Below are 25,412 nucleotides of genomic sequence, written 5' to 3'. Positions count from 1 at the left end.
GTGAAACGACCGCTCCTCACTCCTTCCCCGACTAACCACCCACATGAACTGCAACGTCGCGGTCTCGACCGTATCGGCCGCGTCTTCGTCGCAACCGGACTGCTCGGAGTCGGCTACCGATTTCGCGACTCGACGCCCGGTGCACTCGCCTTCATCGGCGGTAGCGACCTGCTCGCGACGGCCGTCATCGGCCGCTGTCCGGTGAACGAACTGATCGGACTCGATACGTGTGAGATGGAGTGAGGCGTCGCTGGGCACGTTCTTCACTCGTTTCGGGGCCGCTGTGCAGTATTCACAGTATCGCGCTGCTCGCGGTTCACTCCGTTCACCGCTCGCTAATTCGCGGTTTTCGGCCCTTCGGGCCTCAAACCGCGTTTACTTCGTCCGAAACGCCCGATCCCCGGCGTCGCCGAGTCCGGGGACGATGTAGCCCTCCTCGTCCAACCGGTCGTCGATCGAGACCGTGAGCAAGTCGGCCTCGGGGAACGCGTCACCGACGCGGAGCAGTCCCTCCGGTGCCGAGACCGCAGAGAGGACGATCAGGTGCTCCGGCGTCGGGGCGTTTTCGACGACACGTTCCAGCACGGCGTTCATCGTCGAGCCGGTCGCGAGCATGGGGTCGGCGACGATGACGGTGTCTTCCTCGCGAATCTCGGGCAGTTTGACGTAGTCGATCGTGATCGGAAACGATCCTTCGTCGGTTCGGCCCGCGGATTCGTCCCGACTGGCGCTGATGACGCCCTGTCGGGCGCGCGGGAACGCCTTCAACAATCCCTCGACGAAGGGCGTCGCCGCGCGCAACACGTTGACGATGACGACGTCGTCGAGCCCGCGGACCCGCTCGCCCATCGTCGGCTCGAGCGGCGTCTCGATCTCGACGTACTCGGTCTCCATCCGCCCGTCGATTATTTCGTAGCCACAGACCCGTCCGAGTTTGACGAGCCCCTTCCTGAAACTCACCTGTTCCGTCTCGACCGATCGAAGCCGAGAGAGGGTGTCTCTGGCCAGTGCGTGGGTTACGAGGTACGCGTCGTCGCGATCTTCGATCGCCATCTCGTCTTCACACACCAGCGGACGGACATATAAGGTATCGATCCTGGCTGGCGGCCGATTGCCTGGGGCCGGCCAACTCCGGCGAGGAAGCTTATAAGGGTCCGCGTCTTACGACCGGCCCAGTCGGATGGAAGAGAGTATCTCCGGGTTCAAGATTCGCGGCGAGTGGAGCGACGTCGTCGAACACGGCGAACGAGTAACTGCAGCCCTCAGAGATGAAGGTGCACACGACCCGGACGCGGATGCGGGCGCGAAGTACGCGCCCGACTTCGAGGAGTGGGACGAGTGGCGACCGAAATCTCACGAGCGCCTCGATCGTGACGTGAGCGAGAAGACCGCAGAGCAAGCCCACCTCGACGAGGGCAAGGGCGAGCGAGCCGGCAAGCGGCCGGACGAGGACATCAAAACCGCCGGACAGAAGCTCTCGGAGTCCTACGAGGCACTGGACAACGACGACGCGAACGAGGCCGTCGACAGCTGGAAAGAGTCGATCGACTACGTCGCGCGGGCGGCCGACTCCGCCGGTCGGAAGGCGATTCGCCGCGTCGAAGATACGGTTTACCAGCGCGTCATGACCCAACTCGCCCCGTACTACTTCGACAACGAACTCGTCAGCGCGAACGTCCAGCAGTCGGGTCGCGGAAACGGTGCCGACGAGTTCGTCTTCGAGGTGAACGTCAACGACGACGACCTCAAAGATCGCGTCTCCGAGACGCTCGCGACGCTCGACGACGAGGTCGACCGCTGGCACGTCGAGACTGAAAAAGACACGGAGGCGGCCGAGGCGATCGAGGGCGTCGAACCGCCGCCGGAGCCCGAAGATCCCTCGAAGTCGACGACGACGTAACGTCCTGTCTCTCTCCGATTCGTCGTCGCTGTGTGCTCGATGTGATCGATCCGTGAACGTTCTCCACCGGCATTCCGGGTCGGCACACACTTGTAGTGGCCACCAGTAGGCACCAGTAGATGGTCGAGATCGCGACGATCGCGACGTTCCTCATCGCCGCGATGGCGAGCCTCTTTATGGCGTGGTCGATCGGTGCCGGTTCGTCCGGTTCGACCCCGTTCGCGCCGGCGGTCGGCGCCAACGCGATCTCGGTGATGCGCGCCGGCTTTCTCGTCGGAATTCTCGGACTGGCGGGAGCCGTGCTACAGGGCCAGAACGTCTCCGAGGCGATGGGTCGGGAACTCATCGCCGGCGTCTCGCTCACGCCCGCCGCGGTGACGATCGCGCTGACGCTCGCAGCGGTGCTCGTCGCGATCGGCGTCTTCGCCGGCTACCCGATCGCGACGGCCTTCACCTCGACCGGCGCCGTCATCGGCGTCGGACTCGCCCTCGGCGGCGATCCGGCGTGGCTGAAGTACGCCGAAATCGCGACGATGTGGACGCTCACGCCCTTTGTCGGCGGGTTTTCGGCGTATCTCATCGCGCGCGCCCTGCGCGACGAACCCGTTCCGGAACGCGTCGTCGTGATCGGACTGTCCGGGCTGGTCGGGGTTCTCGTGGCGAACATCGAATTCGCCGTCCTCGGCTCCGACGGCGACGGCGCGTCGATCGCCGCGGCCGTCGGCGCGTTCCTTCCAGGCCCGGTGGCCGCCGGAATCTTCGTCGTGACCGCCGCCGTCGCGCTCGGATGGGTCGTTCCGACCGCGATCGGCATGCGAAACGATCCCGTGCGGACCGAACGCCGATTCCTCCTCGTGATGGGCGCTCTCGTCGCGTTCTCGGCCGGCGGCAGTCAGGTCGGCCTCGCCGTCGGGCCGCTCGTCCCGCTGGGAGACGACGCTGGCATACCCCTGTTCGCCCTCCTCGCCGGCGGCGGCGTCGGATTACTCGTGGGGTCGTGGACGGGCGCGCCGCGGATGATCAAGGCGATCGCCCAGGACTACTCCTCGCTCGGCCCGCGCCGGTCGATCGCCGCGCTCATCCCCTCGTTCGCGCTCGCGCAGGTCGCCGTCCTCTTTGGCATCCCCGTCTCGTTCAACGAGATCGTCGTCAGTTCGATCATCGGCAGCGGCTACGCGGCAGTCGGCGCCGGCGGCGGCGTCAGCGGCCGGAAGATGGCGTTTACCGTCCTCGCCTGGTTCCTCTCGTTCGTCGGCGCGCTCCTCCTGAGCTTCGGTGCCTTCTGGACCTTCGAGTTCCTCTTTGCGTGAGGCCGGTCGTCCGCGTGAGACCGAACGCCCTAATGTCTTCGACCGTCGACCCTTCCGTATGAGCGAGTCGAATCGGATCCAGTGGCACCGGGACGCCGACACCTCCCGAACGATCCGCGTGAGCTGGGCGCTCGGCGTGGGAACGCTCCTCGGCGCCCTCGCGCTCATCATCTTCGGGCGGCTGTTCGGGCTGACGGCCCAGACCGGCGGCCAATCGGTCGTCGTCGCCGCCCTGTTCGCCGTCGCCGCGACCATCGTCGCCCTCGCCATCGCCGGTGACCCCGAACGACGGCTCGCAGCGATGAGTGCGTACCTTCCCGGCGACTCCTACCCGGCCGGCGGCGCGACGGCCGACGCATCTACCCGGGAGGATACCGCGGGCGCCGACGCCAAACGGCTGAAACGCGGCATCGACGCGGCCGTCGGTGCCGTCGTCATGGCCTCCGTCATCTTCGCGCTCGACGCCCTCGTCGGCGGCAACGTCGGCGAGATGCTGGCGGCGGCGACGATCCCGTTCGCCCTCGTACTGGTGTTACTCGCGGTCTTTCTCCGCTCGACCGGCGTCTACGACCGTGAAAGCGCGGTGATCTACCTTTTCGATCCGCCCGAGGAGATCGATCTCGGGGAGATCGAGTCCGTCTCGGTTCGATACGTCGGCAACACCGCGTTCGCGCGGCTTCGGTACGGGACTCGCGACGGCGAGTACATCCCCGGCCCGCGTCGGCTCGTCCTGCCCCCGGGCGTCGCCCGAGACATGGAAGCGACGATCTGACGGTCAGGATCGATACGCCCGGTACCGGCACTGCCTTGACTCAACGACCCAACTCGGTCGTTATTCCTCGGGGTCCTCTTCGCTATCGTCGGCGTCGTCCTCGGGTTCTGGCTTCGTCAATCTGGCCTTCAAAATACGCGTGTTCTCAACTTCCTCGACGCTGATTTCGATCCCGTCGTAGGTTATCACCTCACCTTCTTCGACGAGCCGACCGGCTCGATTGAAGATGAATCCGGCGATCGTTTCGAACTCCTCGCCCTCCGGCAACTCGATGTCGAGCGCCTCGTTTACGTCCTCGATGTTGACCTCGCCCCGGACGACGACCGTGAACTCGTCGATCTCCTCGATCGGCTCTTCTTCGCCGGTCTTTAGGATTTCGCCGACGATCTCTTCGATCATGTCCTCGACGGTGACCAGTCCCTCGGTCGTCCCGAACTCGTCGATGACGATCGCCATGTGCATGCGATTTTCGCGCATCTCGGTGAGCAACTCGTCGACGTTCTTCGACTCGGGGACGTGCAGCGTCGGCTCGATGACGTCGTCGATCTCCAGATCGCCGTCGTCGGTCTCGCCGTAGTTCAGATCCCGGACCAGGTCTCGGATGTGAACGACGCCGAGGATGTTGTCGAGACTCCCCTCGTACACTGGAATGCGCGCGTGACCGCTCTGAATGCAGGTTTCTATCGCCTCCTCGACGCTCTCGTCGACCGAGACGGCCGTTACGTCGAGGCGAGGCGTCATCACCTCCTTGACGATCGTCTGATTGAATCGGAAGATGCGCGTGAGCATCTCGTGTTCGTCTTCCTCCAGGACGCCCTCGCGCTCGCCCGACTCGATCATCTCTTGAATCTCGTCTCGCGTAACGTACGGGGTTTCGATCGCCTCGGTCGAACCGGTCACCTTGTTCACCAGCCGTGTGAGGTAATCGAAGGTGATAACAAGCGGGTAGAGCAGGTACTCCGTCGCCTTGAGCGGCTTCGCGATCCGGAGCGCCCACGACTCGGTGTTCTCGACGGCGTAGGACTTCGGCGCGCTCTCGCCGAAGAGCAAGACGATCGCCGTGATCCCGAGCGTCGCGAGCAACACGCCGACGAGCCCGCCGAAGTAGATCGAGAGCACCGCCGTCGCGATCGACGACATCGCGATGTTGACGATGTTGTTCCCGACGAGGATCGTCACGAGCAACCGGTGTGGGTCGTCCTTGAGCGCTTTGACCCGGTCGGCTCCTGCCACTTCTTCCTCGACCATTCCCTCGACGCGGTGTTTCGGCAGCGAGAACATCGCGATCTCCGAGGAGGAGAAAAAGCCGGACAGCAGGATTAACACGGCTACGACGAGGGTCCCGAGGATCGCCACCGTCGACTGCTCGATCTCGAAGCCGGTGAACGGCACATCGTAGACTGTGAGAACGACCTCCGTCAGCACTCCATCGACCATTGACTGGCTGACGTTCGTACTCCGACCGATTAACGCTTGTTACTTCCAGACGCGCTCACAGGTCGTAGCGATCCGTCACGCCGATCGTCCATCGATGGTGCCACCTGCCGGCGATCCGTGCCGGAAACCAACCGTTTTCGGCGTCACCGTCCCACCTGCGTCCATGTCGACTCCCGACGACGTCCCGGTCAGCGGCGCCGCCTCGACCGATGCACCGATCACGCTCTACCGACTCCAGGGCTGTCCGTACTGCGAGCGCGTCGTCCGCGTCCTCGACGACCTCGACCTCTCGTATCACTCGCGATTCGTCGAACCGCTTCACTCCCGACGCGACGCCGTAAAGCGCGTCGCTGGCGTTCGGTCGGTCCCCGTCCTCGTCGACGAGTCGACCGGCGTCACGATGGCCGAGAGCGCGAACATCGTCACCTACCTGGAACGAAGCTACGAAACCGATGACGGCGAATCCGGAGGTGACGCCTGAATGCCCGAGTTCGATATCGTCGAGTTCGAACCGGCCGACTCCGTCGACCGCGGCGAGACGGCGCCCGACTTCACCCGGCCGCTCGTCACCGCCGAACAGTGGGCCGACCGCTCGCTGTCGGATCTCGTCGGGAACGGACCGACCGTCCTCGTCTTTACGACGATGGCCGGCGCCTTCGTCGCCGAGTACACCCTAACCGAACTCCGCGATCGCGAGATCGGCGTCGAGACGGACCCGTGGGCCGATTCCCCGGACGGCGAGACGGTCGCCGCGGTCTCCATCTCGAGTCCGTACGAACTCTCGCGGTTTCTCGACGAGAAGAACCTGCCCTACGGCGTCTTCAGCGATCCGACGAACGCCGTCGCAGAAACCTACGGCGTCGTCCACGATCTCGACGGGATGGAGGGAATCACAGAGCCCCGGCCCGCGATCTACGTGCTCGACGACGATGGAACGGTCGCGTACGTTTGGGTCGCGACGGAGTGGCCGGACTCGCCGGACTACGACGCCGTCGCGGACGCGATCGAGGCCGCCCGTTCCGAGTGAGCGGGGCCGCGTTCTCACCCGAACAGCGTCGACCGTTCTGACCGACGAGCGCTACCTTTTTGCTCGCGATCACCCGACGATGGGCTATGGGCGAACTTCGCGAGGCGGCCGACGCGATCGCCGAGGGTCAGCTCGTCGTGTACCCGACCGAGACGGTCTACGGGCTCGCCGCCGACGCGACCGATCCGGCGGCGATCGAGCGGGTGTACGACGTGAAAGGTCGCGATCGAGAAAATCCGATCTCGATGGCGGTCCCGTCGGTTCCGACGGCGCTCTCTCACGTTCGAGCGACGGACCGAGAACGTCGGTTCATGGCGACGTTCCTGCCCGGCCCGGTCACGGTCCTCTGCCCGCGCCGCGAGCACGTTCCTGACGTCCTCACGGCCGGACGAGACCGCGTGGGCGTCAGGATACCCGATCACCGGATCGCGCTTCGGCTCTGTGAGCTGGCCGACCGGCCCATCACTGCGACCAGCGCGAACGAAAGCGGCGAACCGAGCGCACTCCGGCTCGCGGACGTCGACGAGCCGGTCCGCGAGGCGTCGGCGGTCCTTCTCGACGGCGGCGAGACGGGCGGCATCGAGAGTACGGTCGTCGACGTCTCGACGGAGTCGATCCACCGCCGCGGCGCGGACGCCGATCGGATCGAGCGCTGGCTCGCGGCGAACTGAGCGGGCATTCGATCCGAACACCGTCGCCGTTATCCTCCGCCGAGCAGCGACCGGAGCGTTCGCGTCTTCACCCCACACTGTGTAGCGTACTCGCAGTGGTCGCACTTCGACCGGTCGTCGGTCCGCGCCGGCGGTCCGTCCATCTCGCGGACGGTCCGAAGCGTGCGCCGGTAGGCGGCTTTCCGCCGGGTAGTCAGGTCGATCCGACGGACCACGCCGTAGGCGGGGTACTCGAGGGTCGCTCGTTCGACTCGCTCTCCGTACTCCCAGGCGAGCGCCTTCGCCGCCGCGACGGCCTTGATCGAGTGGGCTTCCCAGACGCCGCGATCGGGCGGCTTTCCGGTCGCGATCATGACGGGTTCGAGCGGGTCCTCGAGCACTTTGTCGACGATCCCGCGACAGTCGCGCCCGGCGACCAGCACGTCTCGCGCCGCCGGCTCGCAGAGTTCTTCCCACCGGGGGTGTAAAGCACGAGCGCGAGCGAGTCGCTCCCGGTAGGCGGCAGGGTCGATCGCGATCGGCTCCTCGGTGAGCTGGCGGCGATCGGCGTCGAGTAACGACGCGTACCGGTGGGCAAGCGCCTTGATCGTCGCGTGGCGTTTCGGCGGCGTCCCTCCGTCGGTCGTTCGATCGTAGTAACACTGTCTGGCACAGAACGCGGCCGATCGTAGCTCGCCGAACGTGACGGATGACACGCACCGACCTGGCCGCCCGATCGTATATAAACGGTAGAACGAGAATCACGCCGGGAATGGGTCGACGATCTTCGAGGCGAGAGCGGGTTAGAACGAAACGTCGGTTTCCATCCCCTCGGTCGCGTCTTCGAGCCCGTCTTCGCGCACGTCTGCGGCCATTCGCGAGGTGAGATCGGAGTCCGAGAGGAGGCTCTCGAACTCGTCGCGATAGCGGTCGTTGGCCGCGCGCGATTCGGCCTGGGCTCGCGCGAGTTCGCGGTATCGCCGGATCTCTTCGACCGTGACATCGAACTCGTCGGCGAGCATTTCGTCGCCGTCTTCGCGCTCTCTGAGCGTCACGAGATCGAGATCGGGGAGTTCGGCCGATCGAACCAGGTGGAGCGCCATCCGCGCCTCGAAGATCTCGTCTTCGGCGACGCCGAGATCGGCCGCGATCGCCCCGTCGCTTTCGTCCTCGTAGAACCGGTGGACGACCGACACCAGTTCCTCGTCCGTGAGCGCGGTGTCGAACGCGTATCGCTCGCGCATCTGCCCGACGACGCCCGCGACGCGCTCTTCGATCGTGCGGTCGTCTTTCTCTAACGATCCACGTCCGGCCTCCTGTGACTCGGTTACCGTCTCCTCGTCGGTCACGCTCGTGAAAATCTCGCGCAGTTCCTCCGTCTTCTCGTCCATGGGTGGGTACTCGCGACGGGCGAGTATTTAAGGCTGTTGCCAGGTGGTGACTCACCGTCGCTCACCTGACGAGGGCTCCTGGCCGATGAAACTCCCCGAACAACCGGTACGGAGCCGATCGATCACTCGGGCCGACCGTCACGCGCTCTAGTACCACCGCAATTTGCGACCCTTTATCTGGGATGACCGCGCTAGACCAGTCCAATGGCGCAAGCGGGGAACGAGGAACTCATCGACGCCTTCGAGGGATTCTTCCGCAACTACTACGACGCGGAAATCAAGGAACTCGCCCAGCGATATCCGGCCGAGCAGCGATCGCTCCACGTCGACTGGGACGACCTCTACCGCTTCGACCCCGATCTCGCAGACGACTACCTGGCCCAGCCCGAACAGCTCCAGCGCTACGCCGAGGAGGCACTCCGTCTCTACGACCTCCCGATCGACGTCAGCCTCGGACGCGCGCACGTCCGGATCAGGAACCTTCCCGATACCGAGACGCCCGAGATACGGGAGATCCGCGCCCAGCACATGAACAGCCTCGTCGAGGTGCGCGGCATCGTCCGCAAGGCGACGGACGTCCGCCCGAAGGTCGAGGAAGCCGCCTTCGAGTGCCAGCTCTGTGGCACGCTGACGCGCGTTCCCCAGTCGACGAGCGACTTCCAGGAACCCCACGAGTGTCACGGCTGCGAGCGACAGGGGCCCTTCCGGGTCAACTTCGACCAGTCGGAGTTCATCGACTCCCAGAAGCTTCGCATCCAGGAGAGCCCGGAGGGCCTGCGCGGCGGCGAAACGCCACAGGCCATCGACGTCCACATCGAAGACGACATCACCGGCCAGGTGACGCCCGGCGATCACGTCTCTGCGACCGGCGTCCTCAGGCTCGAACAGCAGGGAACGGATCAGGAGAAATCGCCCGTCTTCGACTTCTACATGGAGGGAATGTCCGTCGAGGTCGACGAAGAGCAGTTCGAGGACATGGACATCACCGACGAGGACAAAGCCGCGATCGTCGAACTCTCTCAGTCCGAGGACATCTACGATCGGATGGTCGACTCGATCGCCCCCTCGATCTACGGCTACGACCAGGAGAAGCTCTCGATGATGCTCCAGCTCTTTTCCGGCGTCACCAAACACCTCCCCGACGGCTCGCGGATCAGGGGGGACCTGCACATGCTCCTGATCGGTGATCCTGGTACAGGAAAAAGCCAGATGCTGTCATACATTCAAAATATTGCGCCCCGTTCGGTCTACACCTCCGGGAAAGGCAGCAGTAGCGCGGGGCTTACTGCAGCGGCGGTTAGAGACGATTTCGGCGACGGTCAGCAGTGGTCGCTCGAGGCGGGTGCGCTCGTCCTCGCCGACCAGGGAATCGCCGCAGTCGACGAACTCGATAAAATGGCCGCGGACGACCGCTCGGCCATGCACGAAGCCCTCGAACAGCAGAAAATCTCGGTGTCCAAAGCCGGGATCAACGCGACCTTGAAATCTCGCTGTTCACTCCTCGGTGCGGCGAACCCGAAGTATGGCCGGTTCGACCAGTACGAGCCGATCGGCGAGCAGATCGACTTAGAACCGGCGCTCATCTCGCGGTTCGATCTGATCTTCACCGTCACGGACCAGCCGGACGAGGAGAAGGACGCGAACCTCGCAGAGCACATCCTGAACACGAACTACGCGGGCGAGCTGACGACACAGCGCGAGCAGATGACCTCGCACGACGTGAGCACGGAGGAGATCGAGGAGATGACTGCGACGGTCGACCCGGCGATCGACGCCGACCTGCTCAGGAAGTACGTCGCCTACGCGAAGCAGAACTGTCACCCCCGGATGACCGAGGAGGCGCGCGAAGCGATTCAGAACTTCTACGTCGACCTGCGGTCGAAGGGCGTCGACGAGGACGCCCCGGTTCCGGTCACCGCCCGGCAGCTCGAGGCGCTCGTCAGGCTGGCGGAGGCCAGCGCCCGGATCCGGCTCTCCGATACGGTCGAGCGCGAGGACGCAGAGCGGATCATCGAGATCACCCGCGCCTGTCTCCAGGATATCGGGGTCGATCCCGAGACGGGCGAGTTCGACGCCGACATCGTCGAGGCCGGCCGATCGAAGTCCCAGCGCGATCGGGTCAAGAACATCAAGGCGCTCATCGCCGACGTCGAAGAGGAGTACGACGACGGCGCCCCCATCGACGTCGTCCTAGAGCGGGCAGGCGAGATCGGCATGGACGAGTCGAAGGCCGAACACGAGATCGAGAAACTCAAACAGAAGGGCGAGGTCTACGAGCCCAAGACCGATCACCTGCGGACGACGTGACGTTTTTTCACTCCCGTTCGAGTTCTCGATCCGTCGTCCGTTCGTCGATTTTGCTCGCCGACTCGGTCGGATCGGTTTCGAGTAATTCGTCGACGCGACGTTCGAACTCGGTCTCGTCGATTTCTCCGCTCGCGTAGCGCTCGCGGAGCGTTTCCAGTGGATCCTCGCGCTCGGCCGGTTGCCGGTCGGTTTCGGACGTAGACTCTTCGAGTACGCCGGCCAGAATCGCGAACGTCGGAACGAGAAGCAGCCAGCCGACGACGAAGACGGCGAGCCCGAGTTGCCACCCGGAAAAGACGAATGCGAGAATTCCGAGCGGGAGCGTGGCGACGGCCGTGATGGCCACCAGTCCGCCCAGGAGATTCGTCGCGCGGGTTCCCATACCGGTGCTGGTCGGGGTATCGAAAAAGTCGTTGCGATTATGCGGGCCTATCTGAGGGCGTTAATCCGCTCGACGGTCTTTCTGATCGTCGCCGGTGAGACGTCGGCGACGGTTCCGGCATCGGCCTGCGTCACGGCAAGTCCGCGTTCGTTCGCGGCGAGGTAGAGACAGCCAGCGGCGACGCCACACGGGTTACGACTCCCGATGGCGTTCTCCTGGACGAGCGTTTCGAGGTAGGTTCGAGCCTGGCGCTCGACGTCCACTTCGAGGTCCAGTTCCGAGGCAAAGCGCGGCAGAAAGCGGGCGGGATCGATCGGTCCCGTCGGGAGGCCGAGTTCCCGATTCATCGCGTCGTAGGCCGCTTTCAACTCGCGTTCGGTGGCTTTCGATTCGGCGGTGACCTCGTCGATCGTCCGTGGCAGGTTCAACGTCCGGGAGACGGCGTAAATACTCGCAGCGGCGAACCCTTCGACAGATCGGCCGGGAAGCAGCCCCTCGTTTTGGGCCGATTCGAAGAGGGCACAGGCCTGTTCGGTGGCGTCAGACGGGAGTGAAAGTCGACCGACCAGTCTGCGAATCTCGTTAAATCCAGTCACGCAGTTACTGTCGGCTTTCGTCGCGATCTGTGTCCGTCCGTGTTCGCGTCGCATTCTGGCCAGTTGCCGGCGTTTCCGACCCGTGATGCGACCGGTCGCCTCGTAGCCGATTTCCGTCGAGAGGCCGCGGTCGTGGCGCGATCGGGTCAGCGGGGCGCCGGTTCGACGTCGGTCTACCCCGTCGGCGAACGACCGCCATTCGGGGCCGCGATCCAGCCGGTCGACGTCGACGACAAGTCCGCATTCCTCACAGCACACCTCCGTGCCCGAGGGGCGCAACGTCCCGGCACACTCGGGACAGCTTCTCCCATCACCCGCTTCAACCATCGATAATAACCTGTAACGCCCTCTGGCGTATAAAACTTTTGAAATTAAATACTAAATATAATTAGAACTACGACACCATTAACGTAATTTTGCCACGTAGAAGGGCGGTGACGGTTTCGACACCCGAACGGATAAGCCGGAATCCGTTCGATTCTTCGGTATGGACGGAGCTATCGTCGACCTCGACCACGTCGCGATTCGGGTGACCGACATAGAGCGGGCGCTCGCGTTTTATCACGACCTGCTGGGGCTTCCTATCAGAGACCGCGAGCGATTCGACGCCGGTGAGGTTCCCTACGTCGCGGTCGCCGCCGGCGGGAGACACGTTCACCTGGTACCGACGGACGGGGAGATAGACGTCGGTGGCGAGCACCTGTGTCTGTTAGTCCGTTCAGCGGAGACGGATTCGAGAGACGAACTCGAGACGCTACTCACCGAGTTACGCGACCACGGCGTCGCGGTCGAAGACGGTGAACCGTTCGAGCGCTACGGCGCCTACGGCAGGGCGTGGGCCGCCTACGTCCGTGATCCGGACGGACGCCGCGTCGAGTTGAAGCTTCACTGACGGACGACTCACCCGGTGTACTCGCTCTCGACGACTTCTCGAATTCGCTCGGCAGTGACGGGGCCGACGCCGTCGACGTCGAGCAATTCGTCTTCGGTCGCGGTCATGACCGCCTCGACGGTCCCGAACGTACTGAGCAGGGCGCGGGCCGTCACCGGTCCGATCTCGGCGATCGACGAGACGACGTACTCCTGTTGCTCGCCGAGGGTCTTGTCCTGTTTCTCGCCGTGGACGGACACCTCGCGGTCGGCTACTTCCTGCTCTCGACCGGCGATGACGGCCAGGAGCTCGGTCGTATCCCGTTCGCTCTCGGTGTGTAAGACGCTCGCCCCGAAGTCGACGGCCAGACTCGAGAGCGCGCCGCGAATCGCGTTCGGGTGGATGTCCCGTTGCTCGTAGAGTCGCCCACCCTCGACCACGACGACCGGGCGGGCGTAGTGGCGGGCCATCGCGCCGACCTGCTCGAAGATCGACCGATCGCCGCCGACCAGCGAGTCGACGAAGTCGGCCGTAGACTTGCGCTCGACGACGACGCGGTCCGAGCAGACGTAGTCGCCGACCGACAGCGTCTCCAGTCGAACCGACACGTCATCGCGTTTCGAGAGATCTCTGGCGATGTTCGCGTCCATCTCCCGCTGGTCGGCGACGATTTCGACTGCATCACAATCGCCCGACGGCACCGGGTCACTCGCCGACTCTCCAGTGGAAGTGGAGGGGTCGCCGCCTGATTTACCGTCAGTTTCTGCCGCGAAATCTGCAAGACCCGGCTGTTCGCCGACCCCTCCACTTCCACTGGAACTGTCCGATTTATCGCCGCCCGTCTCTGCCGATGGTTCCTCGCGTTCCTGGCTCCCGGAGTCGTCCGACGGGCCGTCGGCCGATTCGAAATCCGCGAGCGACTGCTGGGAGTCGTCTAGTTCCTCGGCGAGCTCTGCGGCCAGTCCTTTGAGCTGGCGCAGTTCCGATTCCATCTCCTTCTCCCGCCGCCGTGAGATCCAGAAGTACGCCTCGTCGCGGGTGTCTTCGGCCATCAGGACGACGACGCGCCCCTCCGACTGGCGACCGGTCCGGCCCTTTCGCTGAATCGATCGAATCGCCGTCGGCACGGGTTCGTAAAAGAGGACGAGGTCGACGTCGGGGACGTCGAGGCCCTCCTCCGCGACGGACGTCGAGACGAGCACCTCGAACTCGCCGGCCCGGAAGGCTTCGAGGGCCGATTGCTGTTCGGTCTGGGTCATCCCGTCGGAGCCCTCGCGGTCGCCCTGGCCGACGAACCGGCGGGCGTCGAAGCTCTCTCCGAGGAACTCGGTGAGCGCCTCGGCGGTATCTCTGGATTCGGTGAAGACGATGACCCGCTCGCCGCCGTCGAGTCCGAGCGTCTCCGCGAGTAACATCCGGGTCTTTCGGTACTTCGGGTGAAGTTGGTCGAATTTCTCCGCGCGTCGCATCGCCTCGCGGACGCGGGGATCGGAGACCAGTCGCTGGCTCGCCTTCGACGCTCCCGACGAGCGGGCCTGATTGCGCTGGCGTTCGAAGTATCGACGCAACGCTTCGACGCTCTGGGTTTCGACGAGCGTCACGGCCTGGCGGAGCTTCATCACCTCGGCGTGGGCGGACATGCCTTTGTAGCCCTCCGACTGGTCGTTGTTGATCAACTTCTGTAGCTCCGCGCGCATCCGATTGAGGTCCTTCTGGGACTGATCGGGTTGGGTCGAGCGCGCCACGCCGAGTTCCTTGAGTTTCTCCAGGCGATCGGTGATCACCTCGTTCAACGCGTCGCGAATCTCGAGGACCTCGTCGGGGAGCTCGATGCGCTCCCACTCGACGTCGGTGTCGTGGGTAAACTCCTCGACGTCGGCGTCCTCGCGTGTCATCACCGTGACCTCGTGCAGGCCGAGGTTTTCACAGACCTCCAAGATTGCCTCTTCGTCGCCGCCGGGAGACGCCGACATGCCGGTCACGAGCGGCGATCGGGCGTCTTCGTGGTAGCGCTCAGCGATGTAGTTGTACGCGTAGTCGCCGGTCGCGCGGTGACACTCGTCGAACGTGAGGTGGGTCACGTCGGCGAGCGAGATTCGACTCCCGACGAGGTCGTTCTCGATCACCTGCGGCGTAGCCATCACGATCGTCGCTTCGTTCCAGAGCGCCTCGCGGTCGTCCGGGCTGACGTCGCCGGTGAAGACGACGATCTCCTCGTCGGGGATTTTGAGGGCTTCGCGATAGAACTCGGCGTGCTGGGAGACGAGGGGCTTCGTCGGGGCGAGCATGAGCGACGTTCCGCCGACCTCGTCGAGCCGCCTGGCGGTGACCAGCAGGCTCACGGTGGTCTTTCCGAGGCCCGTCGGGAGACAGACGAGCGTGTGGTCGTCGGCCGCCGTCCCGGCCAACTGGAGCTGGTAGAGCCGCCGTTCGAGAAAGTCCGGCTCGAGAAGTGGGTGGTCGATGGAGGGGATCTCGTCGTCCGTCACTGCCATTGATCCGGGTTCGTCGCGGCCCGGGTTAAGGGTTGAGAAAGCTCGGTGGAAGTGATTCCCGTCGCTCGTGTGAAACCCGAGACACGTTCGTCACCGCCACGAGAGTCGCCCGCTCGGAAACCACTTTGTATCGGGCGGCGGTATCTGTGGTCGTGACAGAACACACCGTTTCCGACCTCACGCCGCGCGAACGAGGTCGTATCGTCAAGAGCGCCGTCTCGCCGCGACCGATCGCCTGGATCTCGACGCGCAGTCGCGACGGCGTCGACAACCTCGCGCCGTTTTCGGCGTACAACTACGTCTCGTCGGCGGAGCCGGTCGTCTCGTTCAGCGTGCCGGCCGGCGACCGTGACGAACTGAAGGACACGCCCAGAAACGTCCTCGAGACGGGTGAGTTCGCGGTCAACGTCGCGAGCGAGGCCCTCGCCGAGGAGATGGATGCCACCTCGGCGTCGCTCGATTCCGACGAGAGCGAGTTCGATTTCGCGGACGTCGAACGCGCTCCGTGTACCACGATCGATCCGCCGCGCGTGGCCGGCGCCGCCGTCACGATGGAGTGTACCCTCTACGGGACGATGACCGTTCACGACCGGCTCCTGACGCTCGGGGACGTCCGTCACGTTCACGTCTCCGATCGGGTTCAGACCGACGGCCAGATCGACGCGGAAAAGCTGGCGAACGTCGGACGGCTCGGGGGACCGTTCTACACCGACAGCGAGATAATCGAGTTGCAACGACAGTTCTGAGGCGGGTGACGAGAAACGCTTCGGGGTGTCAAACCGACTGCTCTTTCCCGACGATAACCTGCGACTTATCGGTGACGGTTACTCGCCGCCCCTCGTACGTGAACGTGATCTCTTTTCCGGTGGATTCCCGTCCGGCGAACAGCGCACCGAGCGCGTCCGGATCGATCGCCTCGTACAGCGGGGTCAGTTCCAGCGGCTCGCTGTCCGTCGCGTCGGCGACCGCGTCGGTGATCGCCATCGTGAGATCTCTACGGTGAGAGTTCGTGCTGGGCGTGGGGGTCGTCATATACCGATCAATCAGTTCGAAGGACCAATAGATTGGACGTTAAGTTAGACACTGTTTTAAGAGGGGTCACGTGTTTCGAATCGATATCCGGGCTACCGGTGTCGAACGCGGGTCACTCGACGATCGTTTCGTCGATCATCGTCTCGATACCCCGACGGAGTCGACGTCCGAACGCCGACGACGAGATGCCTAGTTGTTCACCGAGTTGTGCCTGCGTCACTCGCCGCGGCTCGTCGAAGTACCCCTCGCGATAGGCGAGGACGAGCGCCTCTCGTTGCCGGTTCGAGAGGGAAAGGTCGGTGCCAGCGAAGTACTCGGCCACCGACGAGATGCGGTGAATCGTCAACGGCACGCCGAGCGTTCGACAGCACTCCTGGAACGAGGAGGCGGTCTCTCGATCTTCGAACCAGATCTTCAATCGCCACTCGTCCGCGTCGCCCGCGGCTTCGAGGACGATTCCACCCGACTCGCTCACGCAGTGAATAATCGGACTGTCCACCTCCCACGCAGCTTTGTAGAACGTGCCGTTTTCGGTCCGTTCGATTCGATCGACGATCTCGATCGATTCGTCGGCGTCGACGACCGACTCGAACTCGGCCGGCCGGGTGCCCTGAACCCAGAAGTACGGTATCGCCGTTGCTCCCTGCTGATCGATGTGAACGACGTCGATCGTAACCGACGGCAGTTCGGAGACGATCCGTCGAGGGACCGAATCCGGCGCCGAACGGTTGTTCTGCGAGGAGAGAACGACGAGAACGGTCATGTGTAACTCGGCTAGTTTCCTGCGGGAATAAGTAATGCGGTTCAAAACGGACGACCATCGACGAAGATGCTCGATTTCACCCATCAGCGTGCGATCACACCGACGAACGTATCGGAGAATGCAGTACCACGTATCAGCGTACAGTACCCGTGACAGCGTACAGTACCCGTGACAGCGTACAGTACCCGTGACAGCGTCTAAAGCCTCGTGATACGTTATCGCACACTCGCCAGATTCCCGAACGTGACACGGGGATATTACGTTCTCGGAGCGCGTCGAATCTGCATGACGAACGGCCTTCGCCACCGGTTCCCGTCGATCGACCTCCGGACACTCATCGAGGTCGTTGGTTTCGTGGTCCTCGTCAACGTTCTGGGATCGGCACCCGGGGTCGTCTTCGGCCCAGACAGCGCCTGGTTTCGAGCCCTCGAAAAACCGTGGTTTTACCCGCCGGAACTGGCGTTTCCGGTCGTCTGGACGCTACTCTTTACGCTGCTCGGAATCTCACTCTGGCTCGTCTGGCGCGCTGACTCGGGCGGACTCGCACTCGGGCTGTTCGTCGTCCAGTTCGCGCTCAACGTCGCGTGGACGCCGGCGTTCTTCGGACTGGAGTCGATCGTCGGCGGGATCGCGGTCCTCGTTCCGCTCGTCGCCCTCGTCTGTGCGACCGTCTACGCCTTCTGGCGCGTCGACCGTCGGGCGGCGGTGCTGCTGGTTCCGTACCTCCTCTGGGTGACCTTCGCGCTCGCGTTGACGCTCGAATTCTGGCGATTGAACCCGGCCTAGACGGGGACGAACTCGATCGCCATCCAGGCGGCCACCGAGGCGTAGATCGGAATCGTCAGGTTGTCGTCGAGGACGAAGTCGCCCCGTTTCACCGTCACGCCGTCGGCGATCGTCCCGCCCAGTGCGGCCGCGACGACGGCCTGCGGGTACTCGTAGAGAAACGGCGCGGCGAGCGCGGCGCAGGCGAGAAACATCACGACGAGGACCGTCGGTCGCTTTACGGCCCGCAGCGAATCCGCCGAAAACGCCCCGCTGAGCGGATCCGCCAGCGCCAGCATCAGCATGGCCGGCAGCGCGATGGCCGGTTCGAACGCCAGCACGACGATCGTCATGCTGACCATGTACCAGCCGTAGCCGGCGAACTGATCCTGCTCGTAGTCTCTGGTCAGCTTCTCGTAGATCCACCACTCCAGGCCGACGCGCAACCGGAGGTACTCGAGTCCGATCGTGCCGACCGCGAGCACCACGAGCAGGACGCGAAATCGATTCCAGGAGAGGCCCAGCTCCAGGTGCTGGGCGAGGAGATAGAGCGCGACGAGACCGGACCCGCTCGCGTGTACCAGCCGTCGCTTCAGTTCGTCCGCCATCGTCCACCCGCTCGAACGGGGATACCTTCAGTTCGTCGGTTGACGGTGACTCGAACGAAAGAACGCGCGGGCCGTCGACCTCGGCCGCCGATCAGCCCTCTAGGTCCTCGAACGCCAGCTCGCCCGCCCGAAGCGCCGACAGCGTCTCGGCGAGGTCCGAAACCGGCAGTCGCTTCTGTGCGGTCGAGTCGCGCTCGCGAACCGTCACCGTCTTTTCTTGCCCTTCTACCGTCTCGTAGTCGACCGTCACGCAAAACGGCGTACCGACCTCGTCCTGCCGGCGGTACCGACGTCCGATGTTACCCGAATCGTCGTAGGCGACCGACAGTCCGGCCGCTCGCAACGCTCGTGCGATCGCCGTCGCTTCGGCTTCGAGCGCCTCGTCCGACTGGAGGGGGAAAACGCCCACGAACGTCGGCGCGATTTCGGGATCGAGTTCGAGGTACGTTCGCGCTTCGCCGTCGACTTCGTCCTCGCGGTAGGCGTGGTGCAAAACGGTGTAGACCAGCCGATCGACGCCGAAGGAGGGCTCGATCACGTGTGGAATCACGTGCTCGCCCGCCTCGGTCTGTTCGTCGACCGAGAAGCCGGTCTTCTCGACGGGAATCTCGTGGGTCTCGCCGTCGAGGTCGATCTCGACGGCCGCGCCGTCTCGCGGCTCCGACTCGTCGCCGCTCGAATCTTCCGCGGCCGTTGCGGCCGCGCTAAATGCGCTCCGATCCCTGCCCGCGAGCGTCTCTAGCTCCTCGACGACGCGCTGGGCGTCGGCGCCGAACTCCGGACCGAGATAGCTCATGTCCGGGTCGACGACGGCCCGCTCGACCGTCTTCGGCTCGTCGTACTGGCGGAATACCGTGTACCGATCCTCGGAGTGGGCGTCGTGTTTCGAGAGGTCGTAGTCGCCGCGGTGAGCGAAGCCGGCGAGTTCGATCCAGTACCCGGAATCGGACGATTCCCCGCCCCCATCGATCTCGGCCTCGGCGTCCCAGCAGTCGCTGGCGTAGTGCGATCGCTCGCCCGCTAGGTGCTGGCGGAACCGGAAGCGATCCATGTCGACGCCCAGCGACTCGTACCACGGTTTGGCGACGCCGAGGTAGTAGGCGATCCACTCGTCGGCGATCGTCCCCTCGGCGACGGCGTCACCGATCGTCGTCTCGTAGGGCTCGCCGTCTTCGGCCTGTTGCTCGCTCGCCGGATACAGCGTCACGGTGACGTCTTCGACGTCGGAGAGGTCCGGTCCGTCGCCGGCCGGGTCGACGAACTGTTCGAGTTCGGCCTGGGTGAGCTCGCGCACGCGTATGATCGACCGGCGCGGGCTGATCTCGTTGCGGTAAGCCCGCCCGATCTGGGTGACACCGAACGGTAGCGTGTTGCGCGCGTACTCTTTGAGCCGCGGGAATTCGACGAAGATTCCCTGTGCGGTCTCCGGGCGCAAGTAGCCCGGCTGGGCGTCGCCGGGGCCGATGTTCGTCGCGAACATGAGGTTGAAATCCTCGACGGCCTGACCGGCGAGCCCGGCGCCGCAGGACGGACAGACGAGTTCGTACTCGGCGATTACCTCTTCGACCTCGGGGATCGGGAGGCTCTCTGCGTCCTCGTAGTCCGTGTTGTCCTCGACGACGTGGTCGGCGCGGTGGGACTCGCCGCAGTCGGGACACTCGACGAGCATGTCGTCGAACGTCTCCAGGTGGCCCGACGCCTCGAACACCGCTTCGGGCATGATCGTCGGCGCGTCGATCTCGACGTTGCCCTCGCCGACGGTAAAGCGCTCGCGCCAGGCGTCCTCGACGTTTCGCTTGAGCGCGGCACCTTGCGGGCCGAACGTGTAGAACCCGCCGACGCCGCCGTAGGCGGACGACGACTGGAAGAAGTAGCCGCGCCGTTTCGCCAGTTCGACCAACTTCTCGCTCGTTCGTTCGTCACCGGTCATAGAGGGCTCTCAGGAGGTCGACGTCCCGGACGATGCCGACGAGGCGTTCGCCCGTGACGAGCGGGATCTGTTCGATGTCGTTACTGATCATCGCCTGGGCGGCGTCCGTGACCGACCGGGCCTTCGTCACCGTCACCACGTCATCGGACATGAACTCGCGTACCGGCCCGTTCGGCAACTCGATGTCGCGCGTCGGAAGTGACCGGCTCCCGACGGCCTTGACGCCCTCCCAGGACCACTCGGCGTCCTGGTCGGGGAAGTTGTTGCCCGTCGACTCCTCGCCCTCGACGATCCGCGCGACGTCGATGACGTCGACTTCGGTGAGGATGCCGGCCATCTCGCCGTGGTCGTCGAGCGCGATCGTGTAGGGGACGTTCGCGTAGGAGAGTTCGGCCTCCGCGACGAGCAGCGGCGCCTCGGCGTGCGTCGTGTTGACGTCGCGAGTCGCGTACTCGCCAACTTCGGCGTCGACGTCGACCTTGTCCCGAGCGATGGCCCCAACGACGTCAGTGACTGTGACGATCCCCTCGAACGAACCGTCCACGACGGGGACGCGCCGGGCTCCCTCCTCGACCATGAGCTGGGCGACCGACTCGACGGGTGTCTCTGCGGTCGTCGTCGGCACGTCCTCTATCAACATCACGAGCTGATCTTCGTCAGGTTGGTCGATCAGCGACTGCCGGGAGATCAACCCGCGGTACTCGGAACCGTCGTCCGAGTCGGCGATCACCGGAACCGAAGAGAACGACCGCTCCTGGAGGTACTCGAGCACGTCGCTGCGCGTACCCGGAAGCGTCGCCGTCACCACGTCGTCGCGGGGTGTCATCGCGTCGGCTACCTTCATATCGACCGAATACGGCCAAAATCGGTATAAAGCCAGTGTTTCTATCGGCCGATTTTTCTCTTCGCGCTCAGTTCGACGACTTTATACGTCCCTGAGTGTGAGTTTCTATCATGGTGATGGGCCCCCACCCACAACCGGCACCGAACGCGACCGTCGTCAGCTCGATCGACTCCGATAGCGGCGGCGACGAGTACGTCATCGCGGACATCTCGACCGATGACGCCTGGCTCTCGATGGAAGCCACCGCCGCTCCGGCGCTGACAGCCTGGCGGTAACGAACGAGACTGTTTTTCCGCTCGCCTTCGTACGCCCGCTCGATGGATCGCGATCCGCGAACCCGAACGGGCGACGTACCCGGCTTCGAGACGCAGGGAACCGTCTTCAGTCGGGGACTCGGAAAGCTGGTGCCCAACGCCGTCGCAAAACGGGCCATATCCGTCTCTATCTCGACCGATCGCGACAGCTACGACAGGGGCGAACCCGTTCCGATCACCGTCTCGTTTACCAACCGACTCCCCGTCGCGGTCTCGATCCCGACGCCGACACAGCGACGCTGGGGGTGGGCCGTCGACGGCCACACGGAGGCGACGACCGAGCGACGGTACCTCTCACGCACGCCCGCTGTCTTTCCGTTCGGCGCCGGCCAGACTCGCCGTGTTTCGATCGAGTGGAACGGCTACATTCGCCACGTCGGCCGTCGGGACGAATCGAAACTGCCCGACCCCGGCGAGGTCGAACTGACGGCGTTTCTCGCGACGGCGCCGGCGTCGAAGCGTCCGACCGATTCGACGACGATTACGCTCCGGTAACGTATTCGCTCTCCAATCAGATCCGCCGCGGCGTTCGACAGGGTGTCCTCACCGATGGAGGTGACAGGCGGCCAGGTGAACTCCGCTTCCGTACTCCGGTTCGATCTCGTAATCCGGGTGCTCTGTCGCGCAGATGCTCTGCTCGGCGAACGACTCGACGAGGTAGGTGGCGGCTTCGTCCCAGTCTTCGTCGCGATAGCCGTCGGCGTCGTCCGCCTCGTCGCTCGCGATCTGAGAGAGCGCCTCGGAGACGATCTCGCCGGCCTCGCCGTCGGGCGGCCCCGTTTCGAAGAACTGAGCGGTTAGCTCGTTCGCCGGTGCCGGTTCGATGGTTCGCCGATCGACGGCGCGCATGAACCGCCTCACTTCGGTCCACTCTGCGTCCGTCAGACCGTACTCTGCCGGTGCGATGAGCTTCGGACACCGCGTTCGGAAGCGACAGCCCGACGGCGGATCGATCGGGCTCGGAACCTCGCCGTCCAAGACGCCGCGCGTCTCGCGCCCGCGCGGATCGGGCACGGGAATCGCATCGAGCAGCGCCCTGGTGTAGGGGTGGCTCGGGTTCTCGTAGAGTTCTTCTTTCTCCGCGAGTTCGACGATGTTACCGAGGTACATGACGGCGACCCGATCGGAGATGTACCGAATCACGGACAGATCGTGGGCGATGAAGAGGTACGTGAGCCCGAACTCCTCCTGGAGCGACTCCATCGTGTTTAACACCTGCGCCTGGATCGAGACGTCGAGCGAGGCGACCGGTTCGTCACAGACGATGAAGTCCGGGTTGACCGACAGCGCCCGCGCGAGGTTGATCCGCTGGCGCTGGCCGCCGGAGAACGCGTGCGGGTGACGATTGTAGTGGTGCGGATCGAGGCCGACCTTCTCTAAGAGCATCTTCGCCCGATCTTCTCGCCCCTCGTCGTCTAGCATTCCGTGGGCTTTCATCGGCTCTTCGACGATCTGACCGACCTTCATCCGCGGATTGAGCGACGCCTGCGGATCCTGAAAGATCATCTGGATCTCCGAGCGCATCTCTCGTAAGTCAGAGCCCGACAGTTGCGCGAGATCCCGGCCTTTGAAGTAGATGCTCCCCTCGGTCGCCTCGACGAGTCTGAGGATCGTCCGTCCGAGCGTACTCTTTCCACAGCCCGACTCGCCGACCAGTCCGAGCGTCTCTCCCTCGCGAATCTCGAACGAGACGTCGTCGACGGCTTTGACCGTCTCGCGCTCGAACGAGACCGGCGGGAACGAGCCCGAATCGAGCGTCAGGCCGTCGAACATGCCGGTATCGGACGAAAAGTACTTTTTCAGCCCCTCGACCTTCAACAGCGGCTCGCCGGAGGCGTCCGAGCCGGCCGATCGGTCGGATTCGACGCGCTGGCGATCGCTACTCATTGGTCACCTCCGGAGTCGATCGAGGCGGTGGGTGAACGCTCCGCACGCGCCTTCGCCGTCGCCTCGGTCGAAAGCGGTGCGCTCCCGTCGTAGCCGACGTCGAACGGCTCGTACTGTACGCAGGCGGTTCGGTGAGGATACTCACCCTGACGCTCGATCGCCTTCGGTTCGGGGTGGACGCGCTGGCAGATCTCTCTGGCGTCCGGACACCGCGGATGAAACCGACAGCCGGACGGTGGATTGATCGCTTCGGGCATGATGCCGGTGATCGGGTTCAACTCCTCGACCGTCCGGTCTGGGCGCGGCATCGAGTCGAGCAGCGCCTTCGTGTACGGGTGGCTCGTCTCGTAGAACAGTTCGTCGACCGGCGCCTGTTCGACGATCTCCCCCAAGTACATCACGTTGACCCGGTCGCAGATCTCGGCGACGACGCCCATGTCGTGGGTCACCCAGATGAAACTCGTGTCGTATTTCTCCTGTAAGTCGGCGACGAGGTCTAGGATCTGGCCCTCGACGGTGACGTCCAGGGCCGTCGTCGGCTCGTCGGCGATGATGAGGTTCGGCTGGCAGGCGAGCGCCATCGCGATCAGTACGCGCTGGCGCATCCCGCCCGAGAACTGGTGTGGATACTCGTCGTAGCGGGTTTCCGGTTCGGGAATGCCGACCTCGCGGAGCATATCGATGGCTTCCGCCTTCGCCTCGGCCTTCGGGAGGTCTCGGTTCACTTCGATGAACTCACGAAGTTGTGCGCCCACTTTGAAGACTGGATTGAGCGATTCCATCGGGTCCTGGAAGATGACGGCGATCTCGTTTCCGCGAATCCCATCGCGCATCTCCTCGTTCGTGAGCATATCCTCACGTTCGACGAGTTCGCCGTCGGACCGCTCCTCGACGGCGAAAATCGTCTCGCCTCTGTAGGTGATCTCACCCGAGACGATCTCGCCGGGGCTCTCGATGAGGCGCATGAGGCTCATCGACGCGACGCTCTTTCCCGCGCCGCTCTCGCCGACGATGCCGACGATCTCTCCCTCGTAGACGTCGAAGGAAATGCCGTCGACGGCGCGGACGGTGTTCGATTCGGTGAAAAACTGTGTCTTGAGATTCCTGACGCGTAGGAGTGGTTCGGTACTCATTGTTAGTTGTCAATGCGGGGGTCCAAGGCATCTTGCAGCCCGTCGCCGAAGAGGTTGAAGCCCATAATCGTGATCATGATCGCGACGCCCGGCCAGATCGACAGCCAGATGTTCGAGTGCATGTAGCCGTGTGAGATGTTGAGCATCTGTCCCCAGTCGGGCGTCGGCGGCTGGACGCCGTAGCCCAGGAACGAGAGGCCGGCGACGATGAGGATCGTCACGCCGATCTGTAACGTCGCGTACACCAGCAACGGCGCGAAGCTGTTCGGGACGATGTGTTTGAAGATGATGTGTCGGTCTCTCACCCCGGCCGCCCGGGCCGCCTCGATGTAATCCATCTCCCTGACGGAAAGCACCTGGCTGCGTATGATCCGAGCGAAGACCGGAATAAAGGCGACGCCGACGCCGATGACGATCCAGTGAAGGCTCGTATCGCCGACGAACACCGTGATGACGATGATGAGGATCAGCGGCGGGATCGCGTAGAGGATCTCGACGGCGCGCATGAGCGTGTCGTCGACCCAGCCGCCGTAGTAGCCCGAAACGGCACCGACGATCGTCCCGAAGAACAGGGCGAACCCGGTCGCGCCGATGCCGACGCTAACGGAGACGCGGGTGCCGTAAATGATCCTCGTCAGGTAATCTCGCCCGTCCGGGTCCGTCCCGAGCGGGTGTGACCAGGTCCCCTCCGCTAAGAACGCGGGCGGGACGTGCGATTCTCCTTCGCCCGGCTCCGGAATGTGGGTCGGATGGTCCAGGAACGGGACGGCGTTCGCGACGGCGTAATCGGACGCCATCCCGAACGTAAACCGCGAGAGGTGCGTGTCGACCGTCGCGTACGCGGCGACGAGCATGACGAATCCGACGACGTACAGCCCCCAGCGTGCCGTCGTATCGCGCTTGATCTTTCGGAGCGTGTAGCGCCAGCCGACCTTCGCGTCGACGCCGTCGCCACCCTGCGAGCCGTCTTGATCGAGTTGAGATTCTCCGATAGCCAT

Annotated in this window: 28 protein-coding genes; 13 read left to right on the top strand and 15 right to left on the bottom strand. The window is 64.3% G+C overall.

The window, feature by feature from the left end:
• Positions 1-243 (top strand): YgaP family membrane protein, encoded by a 243-nt coding sequence (locus NKH31_RS06955; RefSeq protein WP_254864407.1) that lies wholly within the window; start codon positions 1-3, stop codon positions 241-243.
• Between the two features lie 132 nt (positions 244-375).
• On the opposite strand, the gene upp is transcribed toward NKH31_RS06955, so the two are convergent.
• Complete coding sequence (upp, locus tag NKH31_RS06950) at positions 376-1,053, bottom strand: uracil phosphoribosyltransferase (protein ID WP_254864406.1); 678 nt, start codon at positions 1,051-1,053, stop codon at positions 376-378.
• A gap of 127 nt (positions 1,054-1,180) precedes the next feature.
• Between upp and NKH31_RS06945 the strand changes: the two genes are divergently transcribed.
• The 3 genes from NKH31_RS06945 (at position 1,181) to NKH31_RS06935 (ending at position 3,982) form a co-directional block, all read left to right on the top strand.
• Positions 1,181-1,900 (top strand): DUF5828 family protein, encoded by a 720-nt coding sequence (locus tag NKH31_RS06945; RefSeq protein WP_254864405.1) that lies wholly within the window; start codon positions 1,181-1,183, stop codon positions 1,898-1,900.
• A 119-nt stretch (positions 1,901-2,019) separates the two neighbouring features.
• Complete coding sequence (locus tag NKH31_RS06940; RefSeq protein ID WP_254864404.1) at positions 2,020-3,210, top strand: inorganic phosphate transporter; 1,191 nt, start codon at positions 2,020-2,022, stop codon at positions 3,208-3,210.
• A gap of 58 nt (positions 3,211-3,268) precedes the next feature.
• A complete protein-coding gene (locus tag NKH31_RS06935) occupies positions 3,269-3,982 on the top strand; it encodes a hypothetical protein (RefSeq protein ID WP_254864403.1) in 714 nt (237 codons plus the stop codon).
• Positions 3,983-4,042: 60 nt separating this feature from the next.
• Here the strand turns inward: NKH31_RS06935 and NKH31_RS06930 are convergent, their stop codons facing one another.
• A complete protein-coding gene (locus NKH31_RS06930; protein WP_254864402.1) occupies positions 4,043-5,419 on the bottom strand; it encodes a hemolysin family protein in 1,377 nt (458 codons plus the stop codon).
• Between the two features lie 163 nt (positions 5,420-5,582).
• Here NKH31_RS06930 and NKH31_RS06925 point away from each other — a divergent pair, with 163 nt between their 5' ends.
• The 3 genes from NKH31_RS06925 to NKH31_RS06915 all read left to right on the top strand — a co-directional run bounded on the left by NKH31_RS06925 (position 5,583) and on the right by NKH31_RS06915 (position 7,117).
• Positions 5,583-5,900 (top strand): glutathione S-transferase N-terminal domain-containing protein, encoded by a 318-nt coding sequence (locus NKH31_RS06925; protein WP_254864401.1) that lies wholly within the window; start codon positions 5,583-5,585, stop codon positions 5,898-5,900.
• Positions 5,901-6,446: a peroxiredoxin family protein gene (locus tag NKH31_RS06920; protein ID WP_254864400.1), complete on the top strand. Its 546-nt coding sequence runs from the start codon at positions 5,901-5,903 to the stop codon at positions 6,444-6,446.
• Positions 6,447-6,532: 86 nt separating this feature from the next.
• Positions 6,533-7,117: an L-threonylcarbamoyladenylate synthase gene (locus NKH31_RS06915; protein ID WP_254864399.1), complete on the top strand. Its 585-nt coding sequence runs from the start codon at positions 6,533-6,535 to the stop codon at positions 7,115-7,117.
• A gap of 29 nt (positions 7,118-7,146) precedes the next feature.
• On the opposite strand, the gene NKH31_RS06910 is transcribed toward NKH31_RS06915, so the two are convergent.
• A complete protein-coding gene (locus NKH31_RS06910) occupies positions 7,147-7,812 on the bottom strand; it encodes a CRISPR-associated protein Cas4 (RefSeq protein ID WP_254864398.1) in 666 nt (221 codons plus the stop codon).
• Positions 7,813-7,899: 87 nt separating this feature from the next.
• Positions 7,900-8,487, bottom strand: coding sequence for a conditioned medium-induced protein 4 (locus NKH31_RS06905; RefSeq protein ID WP_254864397.1), 588 nt, complete (start codon positions 8,485-8,487; stop codon positions 7,900-7,902).
• 204 nt (positions 8,488-8,691) lie between these two features.
• Here NKH31_RS06905 and NKH31_RS06900 point away from each other — a divergent pair, with 204 nt between their 5' ends.
• Positions 8,692-10,794: a minichromosome maintenance protein MCM gene (locus NKH31_RS06900; protein ID WP_254864396.1), complete on the top strand. Its 2,103-nt coding sequence runs from the start codon at positions 8,692-8,694 to the stop codon at positions 10,792-10,794.
• A gap of 7 nt (positions 10,795-10,801) precedes the next feature.
• Here NKH31_RS06900 and NKH31_RS06895 read toward each other — a convergent pair whose 3' ends face one another.
• Positions 10,802-11,176, bottom strand: a complete 375-nt coding sequence (locus NKH31_RS06895) for an SHOCT domain-containing protein (RefSeq protein ID WP_254864395.1) — start codon at positions 11,174-11,176, stop codon at positions 10,802-10,804.
• A 47-nt stretch (positions 11,177-11,223) separates the two neighbouring features.
• Positions 11,224-12,099 carry a transcription initiation factor IIB gene (locus tag NKH31_RS06890; protein WP_254864394.1) on the bottom strand — a complete coding sequence of 292 codons (876 nt, stop codon included), beginning with the start codon at positions 12,097-12,099 and terminating at the stop codon, positions 11,224-11,226.
• Positions 12,100-12,259: 160 nt separating this feature from the next.
• Between NKH31_RS06890 and NKH31_RS06885 the strand changes: the two genes are divergently transcribed.
• Positions 12,260-12,664, top strand: a complete 405-nt coding sequence (locus NKH31_RS06885) for a VOC family protein (RefSeq protein WP_254864393.1) — start codon at positions 12,260-12,262, stop codon at positions 12,662-12,664.
• Between the two features lie 8 nt (positions 12,665-12,672).
• Here the strand turns inward: NKH31_RS06885 and NKH31_RS06880 are convergent, their stop codons facing one another.
• The gene (locus NKH31_RS06880) at positions 12,673-15,138 is read right to left on the bottom strand and encodes a DEAD/DEAH box helicase (RefSeq protein ID WP_254864392.1); all 2,466 of its coding nucleotides are present in this window, start codon (positions 15,136-15,138) and stop codon (positions 12,673-12,675) included.
• Between the two features lie 152 nt (positions 15,139-15,290).
• On the opposite strand from NKH31_RS06880, the gene NKH31_RS06875 reads away from it, so the two are divergent.
• Positions 15,291-15,884: a flavin reductase family protein gene (locus NKH31_RS06875; protein WP_254864391.1), complete on the top strand. Its 594-nt coding sequence runs from the start codon at positions 15,291-15,293 to the stop codon at positions 15,882-15,884.
• A 28-nt stretch (positions 15,885-15,912) separates the two neighbouring features.
• Here NKH31_RS06875 and NKH31_RS06870 read toward each other — a convergent pair whose 3' ends face one another.
• Together NKH31_RS06870 and NKH31_RS06865 are read right to left on the bottom strand one after the other, a co-directional pair.
• Positions 15,913-16,170: a HalOD1 output domain-containing protein gene (locus tag NKH31_RS06870; protein WP_254864390.1), complete on the bottom strand. Its 258-nt coding sequence runs from the start codon at positions 16,168-16,170 to the stop codon at positions 15,913-15,915.
• 112 nt (positions 16,171-16,282) lie between these two features.
• Positions 16,283-16,933: a helix-turn-helix domain-containing protein gene (locus tag NKH31_RS06865; protein WP_254864389.1), complete on the bottom strand. Its 651-nt coding sequence runs from the start codon at positions 16,931-16,933 to the stop codon at positions 16,283-16,285.
• 285 nt (positions 16,934-17,218) lie between these two features.
• Here NKH31_RS06865 and NKH31_RS06860 point away from each other — a divergent pair, with 285 nt between their 5' ends.
• Complete coding sequence (locus NKH31_RS06860; protein ID WP_254864388.1) at positions 17,219-17,719, top strand: TspO/MBR family protein; 501 nt, start codon at positions 17,219-17,221, stop codon at positions 17,717-17,719.
• Here NKH31_RS06860 and NKH31_RS06855 read toward each other — a convergent pair.
• The 3 genes from NKH31_RS06855 to NKH31_RS06845 form a co-directional block, all read right to left on the bottom strand.
• Positions 17,716-18,306, bottom strand: a complete 591-nt coding sequence (locus tag NKH31_RS06855) for a diacylglycerol/polyprenol kinase family protein (RefSeq protein WP_254864387.1) — start codon at positions 18,304-18,306, stop codon at positions 17,716-17,718. The two genes, NKH31_RS06860 and NKH31_RS06855, sit on opposite strands and share 4 nt — an antisense overlap.
• 91 nt (positions 18,307-18,397) lie before the next feature.
• Positions 18,398-20,236 (bottom strand): glycine--tRNA ligase, encoded by a 1,839-nt coding sequence (gene glyS, locus NKH31_RS06850; RefSeq protein ID WP_254864386.1) that lies wholly within the window; start codon positions 20,234-20,236, stop codon positions 18,398-18,400.
• Positions 20,226-21,080 (bottom strand): CBS domain-containing protein, encoded by an 855-nt coding sequence (locus NKH31_RS06845; RefSeq protein ID WP_254864385.1) that lies wholly within the window; start codon positions 21,078-21,080, stop codon positions 20,226-20,228. Before NKH31_RS06845 ends, glyS begins: the two co-directional genes overlap by 11 nt.
• Before the next feature lie 110 nt (positions 21,081-21,190).
• On the opposite strand from NKH31_RS06845, the gene NKH31_RS06840 reads away from it, so the two are divergent.
• Entirely contained in the window at positions 21,191-21,355 is a 165-nt protein-coding gene (locus NKH31_RS06840; RefSeq protein ID WP_254864384.1) for a DUF7556 family protein, read from the top strand.
• A gap of 42 nt (positions 21,356-21,397) precedes the next feature.
• A complete protein-coding gene (locus NKH31_RS06835; protein ID WP_254864383.1) occupies positions 21,398-21,889 on the top strand; it encodes a DUF7974 family protein in 492 nt (163 codons plus the stop codon).
• A 48-nt stretch (positions 21,890-21,937) separates the two neighbouring features.
• On the opposite strand, the gene NKH31_RS06830 is transcribed toward NKH31_RS06835, so the two are convergent.
• From NKH31_RS06830 to NKH31_RS06820, 3 genes are read right to left on the bottom strand one after another with little or no spacing between them, the layout of a single operon-like run.
• A complete protein-coding gene (locus NKH31_RS06830) occupies positions 21,938-23,281 on the bottom strand; it encodes an ABC transporter ATP-binding protein (protein WP_254864382.1) in 1,344 nt (447 codons plus the stop codon).
• A complete protein-coding gene (locus NKH31_RS06825; RefSeq protein ID WP_254864381.1) occupies positions 23,278-24,414 on the bottom strand; it encodes an ABC transporter ATP-binding protein in 1,137 nt (378 codons plus the stop codon). The genes NKH31_RS06830 and NKH31_RS06825 overlap by 4 nt, the downstream gene beginning before the upstream one ends.
• Before the next feature lie 2 nt (positions 24,415-24,416).
• Positions 24,417-25,412, bottom strand: coding sequence for an ABC transporter permease (locus tag NKH31_RS06820; RefSeq protein ID WP_254864380.1), 996 nt, complete (start codon positions 25,410-25,412; stop codon positions 24,417-24,419).

The sequence above is a fragment of the Halovivax gelatinilyticus genome (assembly GCF_024300625.1).
Classification (GTDB): Archaea; Halobacteriota; Halobacteria; order Halobacteriales; family Natrialbaceae; genus Halovivax; species Halovivax gelatinilyticus.
Note: the sequence above shows the minus strand (reverse complement) of the source record. Positions and strands in the feature narration are given on the sequence as shown.

Bases quoted from the DNA above. Each gene is read 5' to 3' on its own strand.
- glyS (WP_254864386.1), bottom strand. From the start codon at position 20,236: ATGACCGGTGACGAACGAACGAGCGAGAAGTTGGTCGAACTGGCGAAA.
- NKH31_RS06905 (WP_254864397.1), bottom strand. From the start codon at position 8,487: ATGGACGAGAAGACGGAGGAACTGCGCGAGATTTTCACGAGCGTGACC.
- NKH31_RS06840 (WP_254864384.1), top strand. From the start codon at position 21,191: ATGGTGATGGGCCCCCACCCACAACCGGCACCGAACGCGACCGTCGTC.
- NKH31_RS06890 (WP_254864394.1), bottom strand. From the start codon at position 12,099: ATGGTTGAAGCGGGTGATGGGAGAAGCTGTCCCGAGTGTGCCGGGACG.
- NKH31_RS06860 (WP_254864388.1), top strand. From the start codon at position 17,219: ATGACGAACGGCCTTCGCCACCGGTTCCCGTCGATCGACCTCCGGACA.
- NKH31_RS06920 (WP_254864400.1), top strand. From the start codon at position 5,901: ATGCCCGAGTTCGATATCGTCGAGTTCGAACCGGCCGACTCCGTCGAC.
- upp (WP_254864406.1), bottom strand. From the start codon at position 1,053: ATGGCGATCGAAGATCGCGACGACGCGTACCTCGTAACCCACGCACTG.
- NKH31_RS06820 (WP_254864380.1), bottom strand. From the start codon at position 25,412: ATGGCTATCGGAGAATCTCAACTCGATCAAGACGGCTCGCAGGGTGGC.
- NKH31_RS06845 (WP_254864385.1), bottom strand. From the start codon at position 21,080: ATGAAGGTAGCCGACGCGATGACACCCCGCGACGACGTGGTGACGGCG.
- NKH31_RS06900 (WP_254864396.1), top strand. From the start codon at position 8,692: ATGGCGCAAGCGGGGAACGAGGAACTCATCGACGCCTTCGAGGGATTC.
- NKH31_RS06870 (WP_254864390.1), bottom strand. From the start codon at position 16,170: ATGACGACCCCCACGCCCAGCACGAACTCTCACCGTAGAGATCTCACG.
- NKH31_RS06915 (WP_254864399.1), top strand. From the start codon at position 6,533: ATGGGCGAACTTCGCGAGGCGGCCGACGCGATCGCCGAGGGTCAGCTC.
- NKH31_RS06885 (WP_254864393.1), top strand. From the start codon at position 12,260: ATGGACGGAGCTATCGTCGACCTCGACCACGTCGCGATTCGGGTGACC.
- NKH31_RS06855 (WP_254864387.1), bottom strand. From the start codon at position 18,306: ATGGCGGACGAACTGAAGCGACGGCTGGTACACGCGAGCGGGTCCGGT.
- NKH31_RS06830 (WP_254864382.1), bottom strand. From the start codon at position 23,281: ATGAGTAGCGATCGCCAGCGCGTCGAATCCGACCGATCGGCCGGCTCG.
- NKH31_RS06880 (WP_254864392.1), bottom strand. From the start codon at position 15,138: ATGGCAGTGACGGACGACGAGATCCCCTCCATCGACCACCCACTTCTC.
- NKH31_RS06895 (WP_254864395.1), bottom strand. From the start codon at position 11,176: ATGGGAACCCGCGCGACGAATCTCCTGGGCGGACTGGTGGCCATCACG.
- NKH31_RS06945 (WP_254864405.1), top strand. From the start codon at position 1,181: ATGGAAGAGAGTATCTCCGGGTTCAAGATTCGCGGCGAGTGGAGCGAC.
- NKH31_RS06825 (WP_254864381.1), bottom strand. From the start codon at position 24,414: ATGAGTACCGAACCACTCCTACGCGTCAGGAATCTCAAGACACAGTTT.
- NKH31_RS06865 (WP_254864389.1), bottom strand. From the start codon at position 16,933: ATGACCGTTCTCGTCGTTCTCTCCTCGCAGAACAACCGTTCGGCGCCG.
- NKH31_RS06940 (WP_254864404.1), top strand. From the start codon at position 2,020: ATGGTCGAGATCGCGACGATCGCGACGTTCCTCATCGCCGCGATGGCG.
- NKH31_RS06835 (WP_254864383.1), top strand. From the start codon at position 21,398: ATGGATCGCGATCCGCGAACCCGAACGGGCGACGTACCCGGCTTCGAG.
- NKH31_RS06930 (WP_254864402.1), bottom strand. From the start codon at position 5,419: ATGGTCGATGGAGTGCTGACGGAGGTCGTTCTCACAGTCTACGATGTG.
- NKH31_RS06935 (WP_254864403.1), top strand. From the start codon at position 3,269: ATGAGCGAGTCGAATCGGATCCAGTGGCACCGGGACGCCGACACCTCC.
- NKH31_RS06925 (WP_254864401.1), top strand. From the start codon at position 5,583: ATGTCGACTCCCGACGACGTCCCGGTCAGCGGCGCCGCCTCGACCGAT.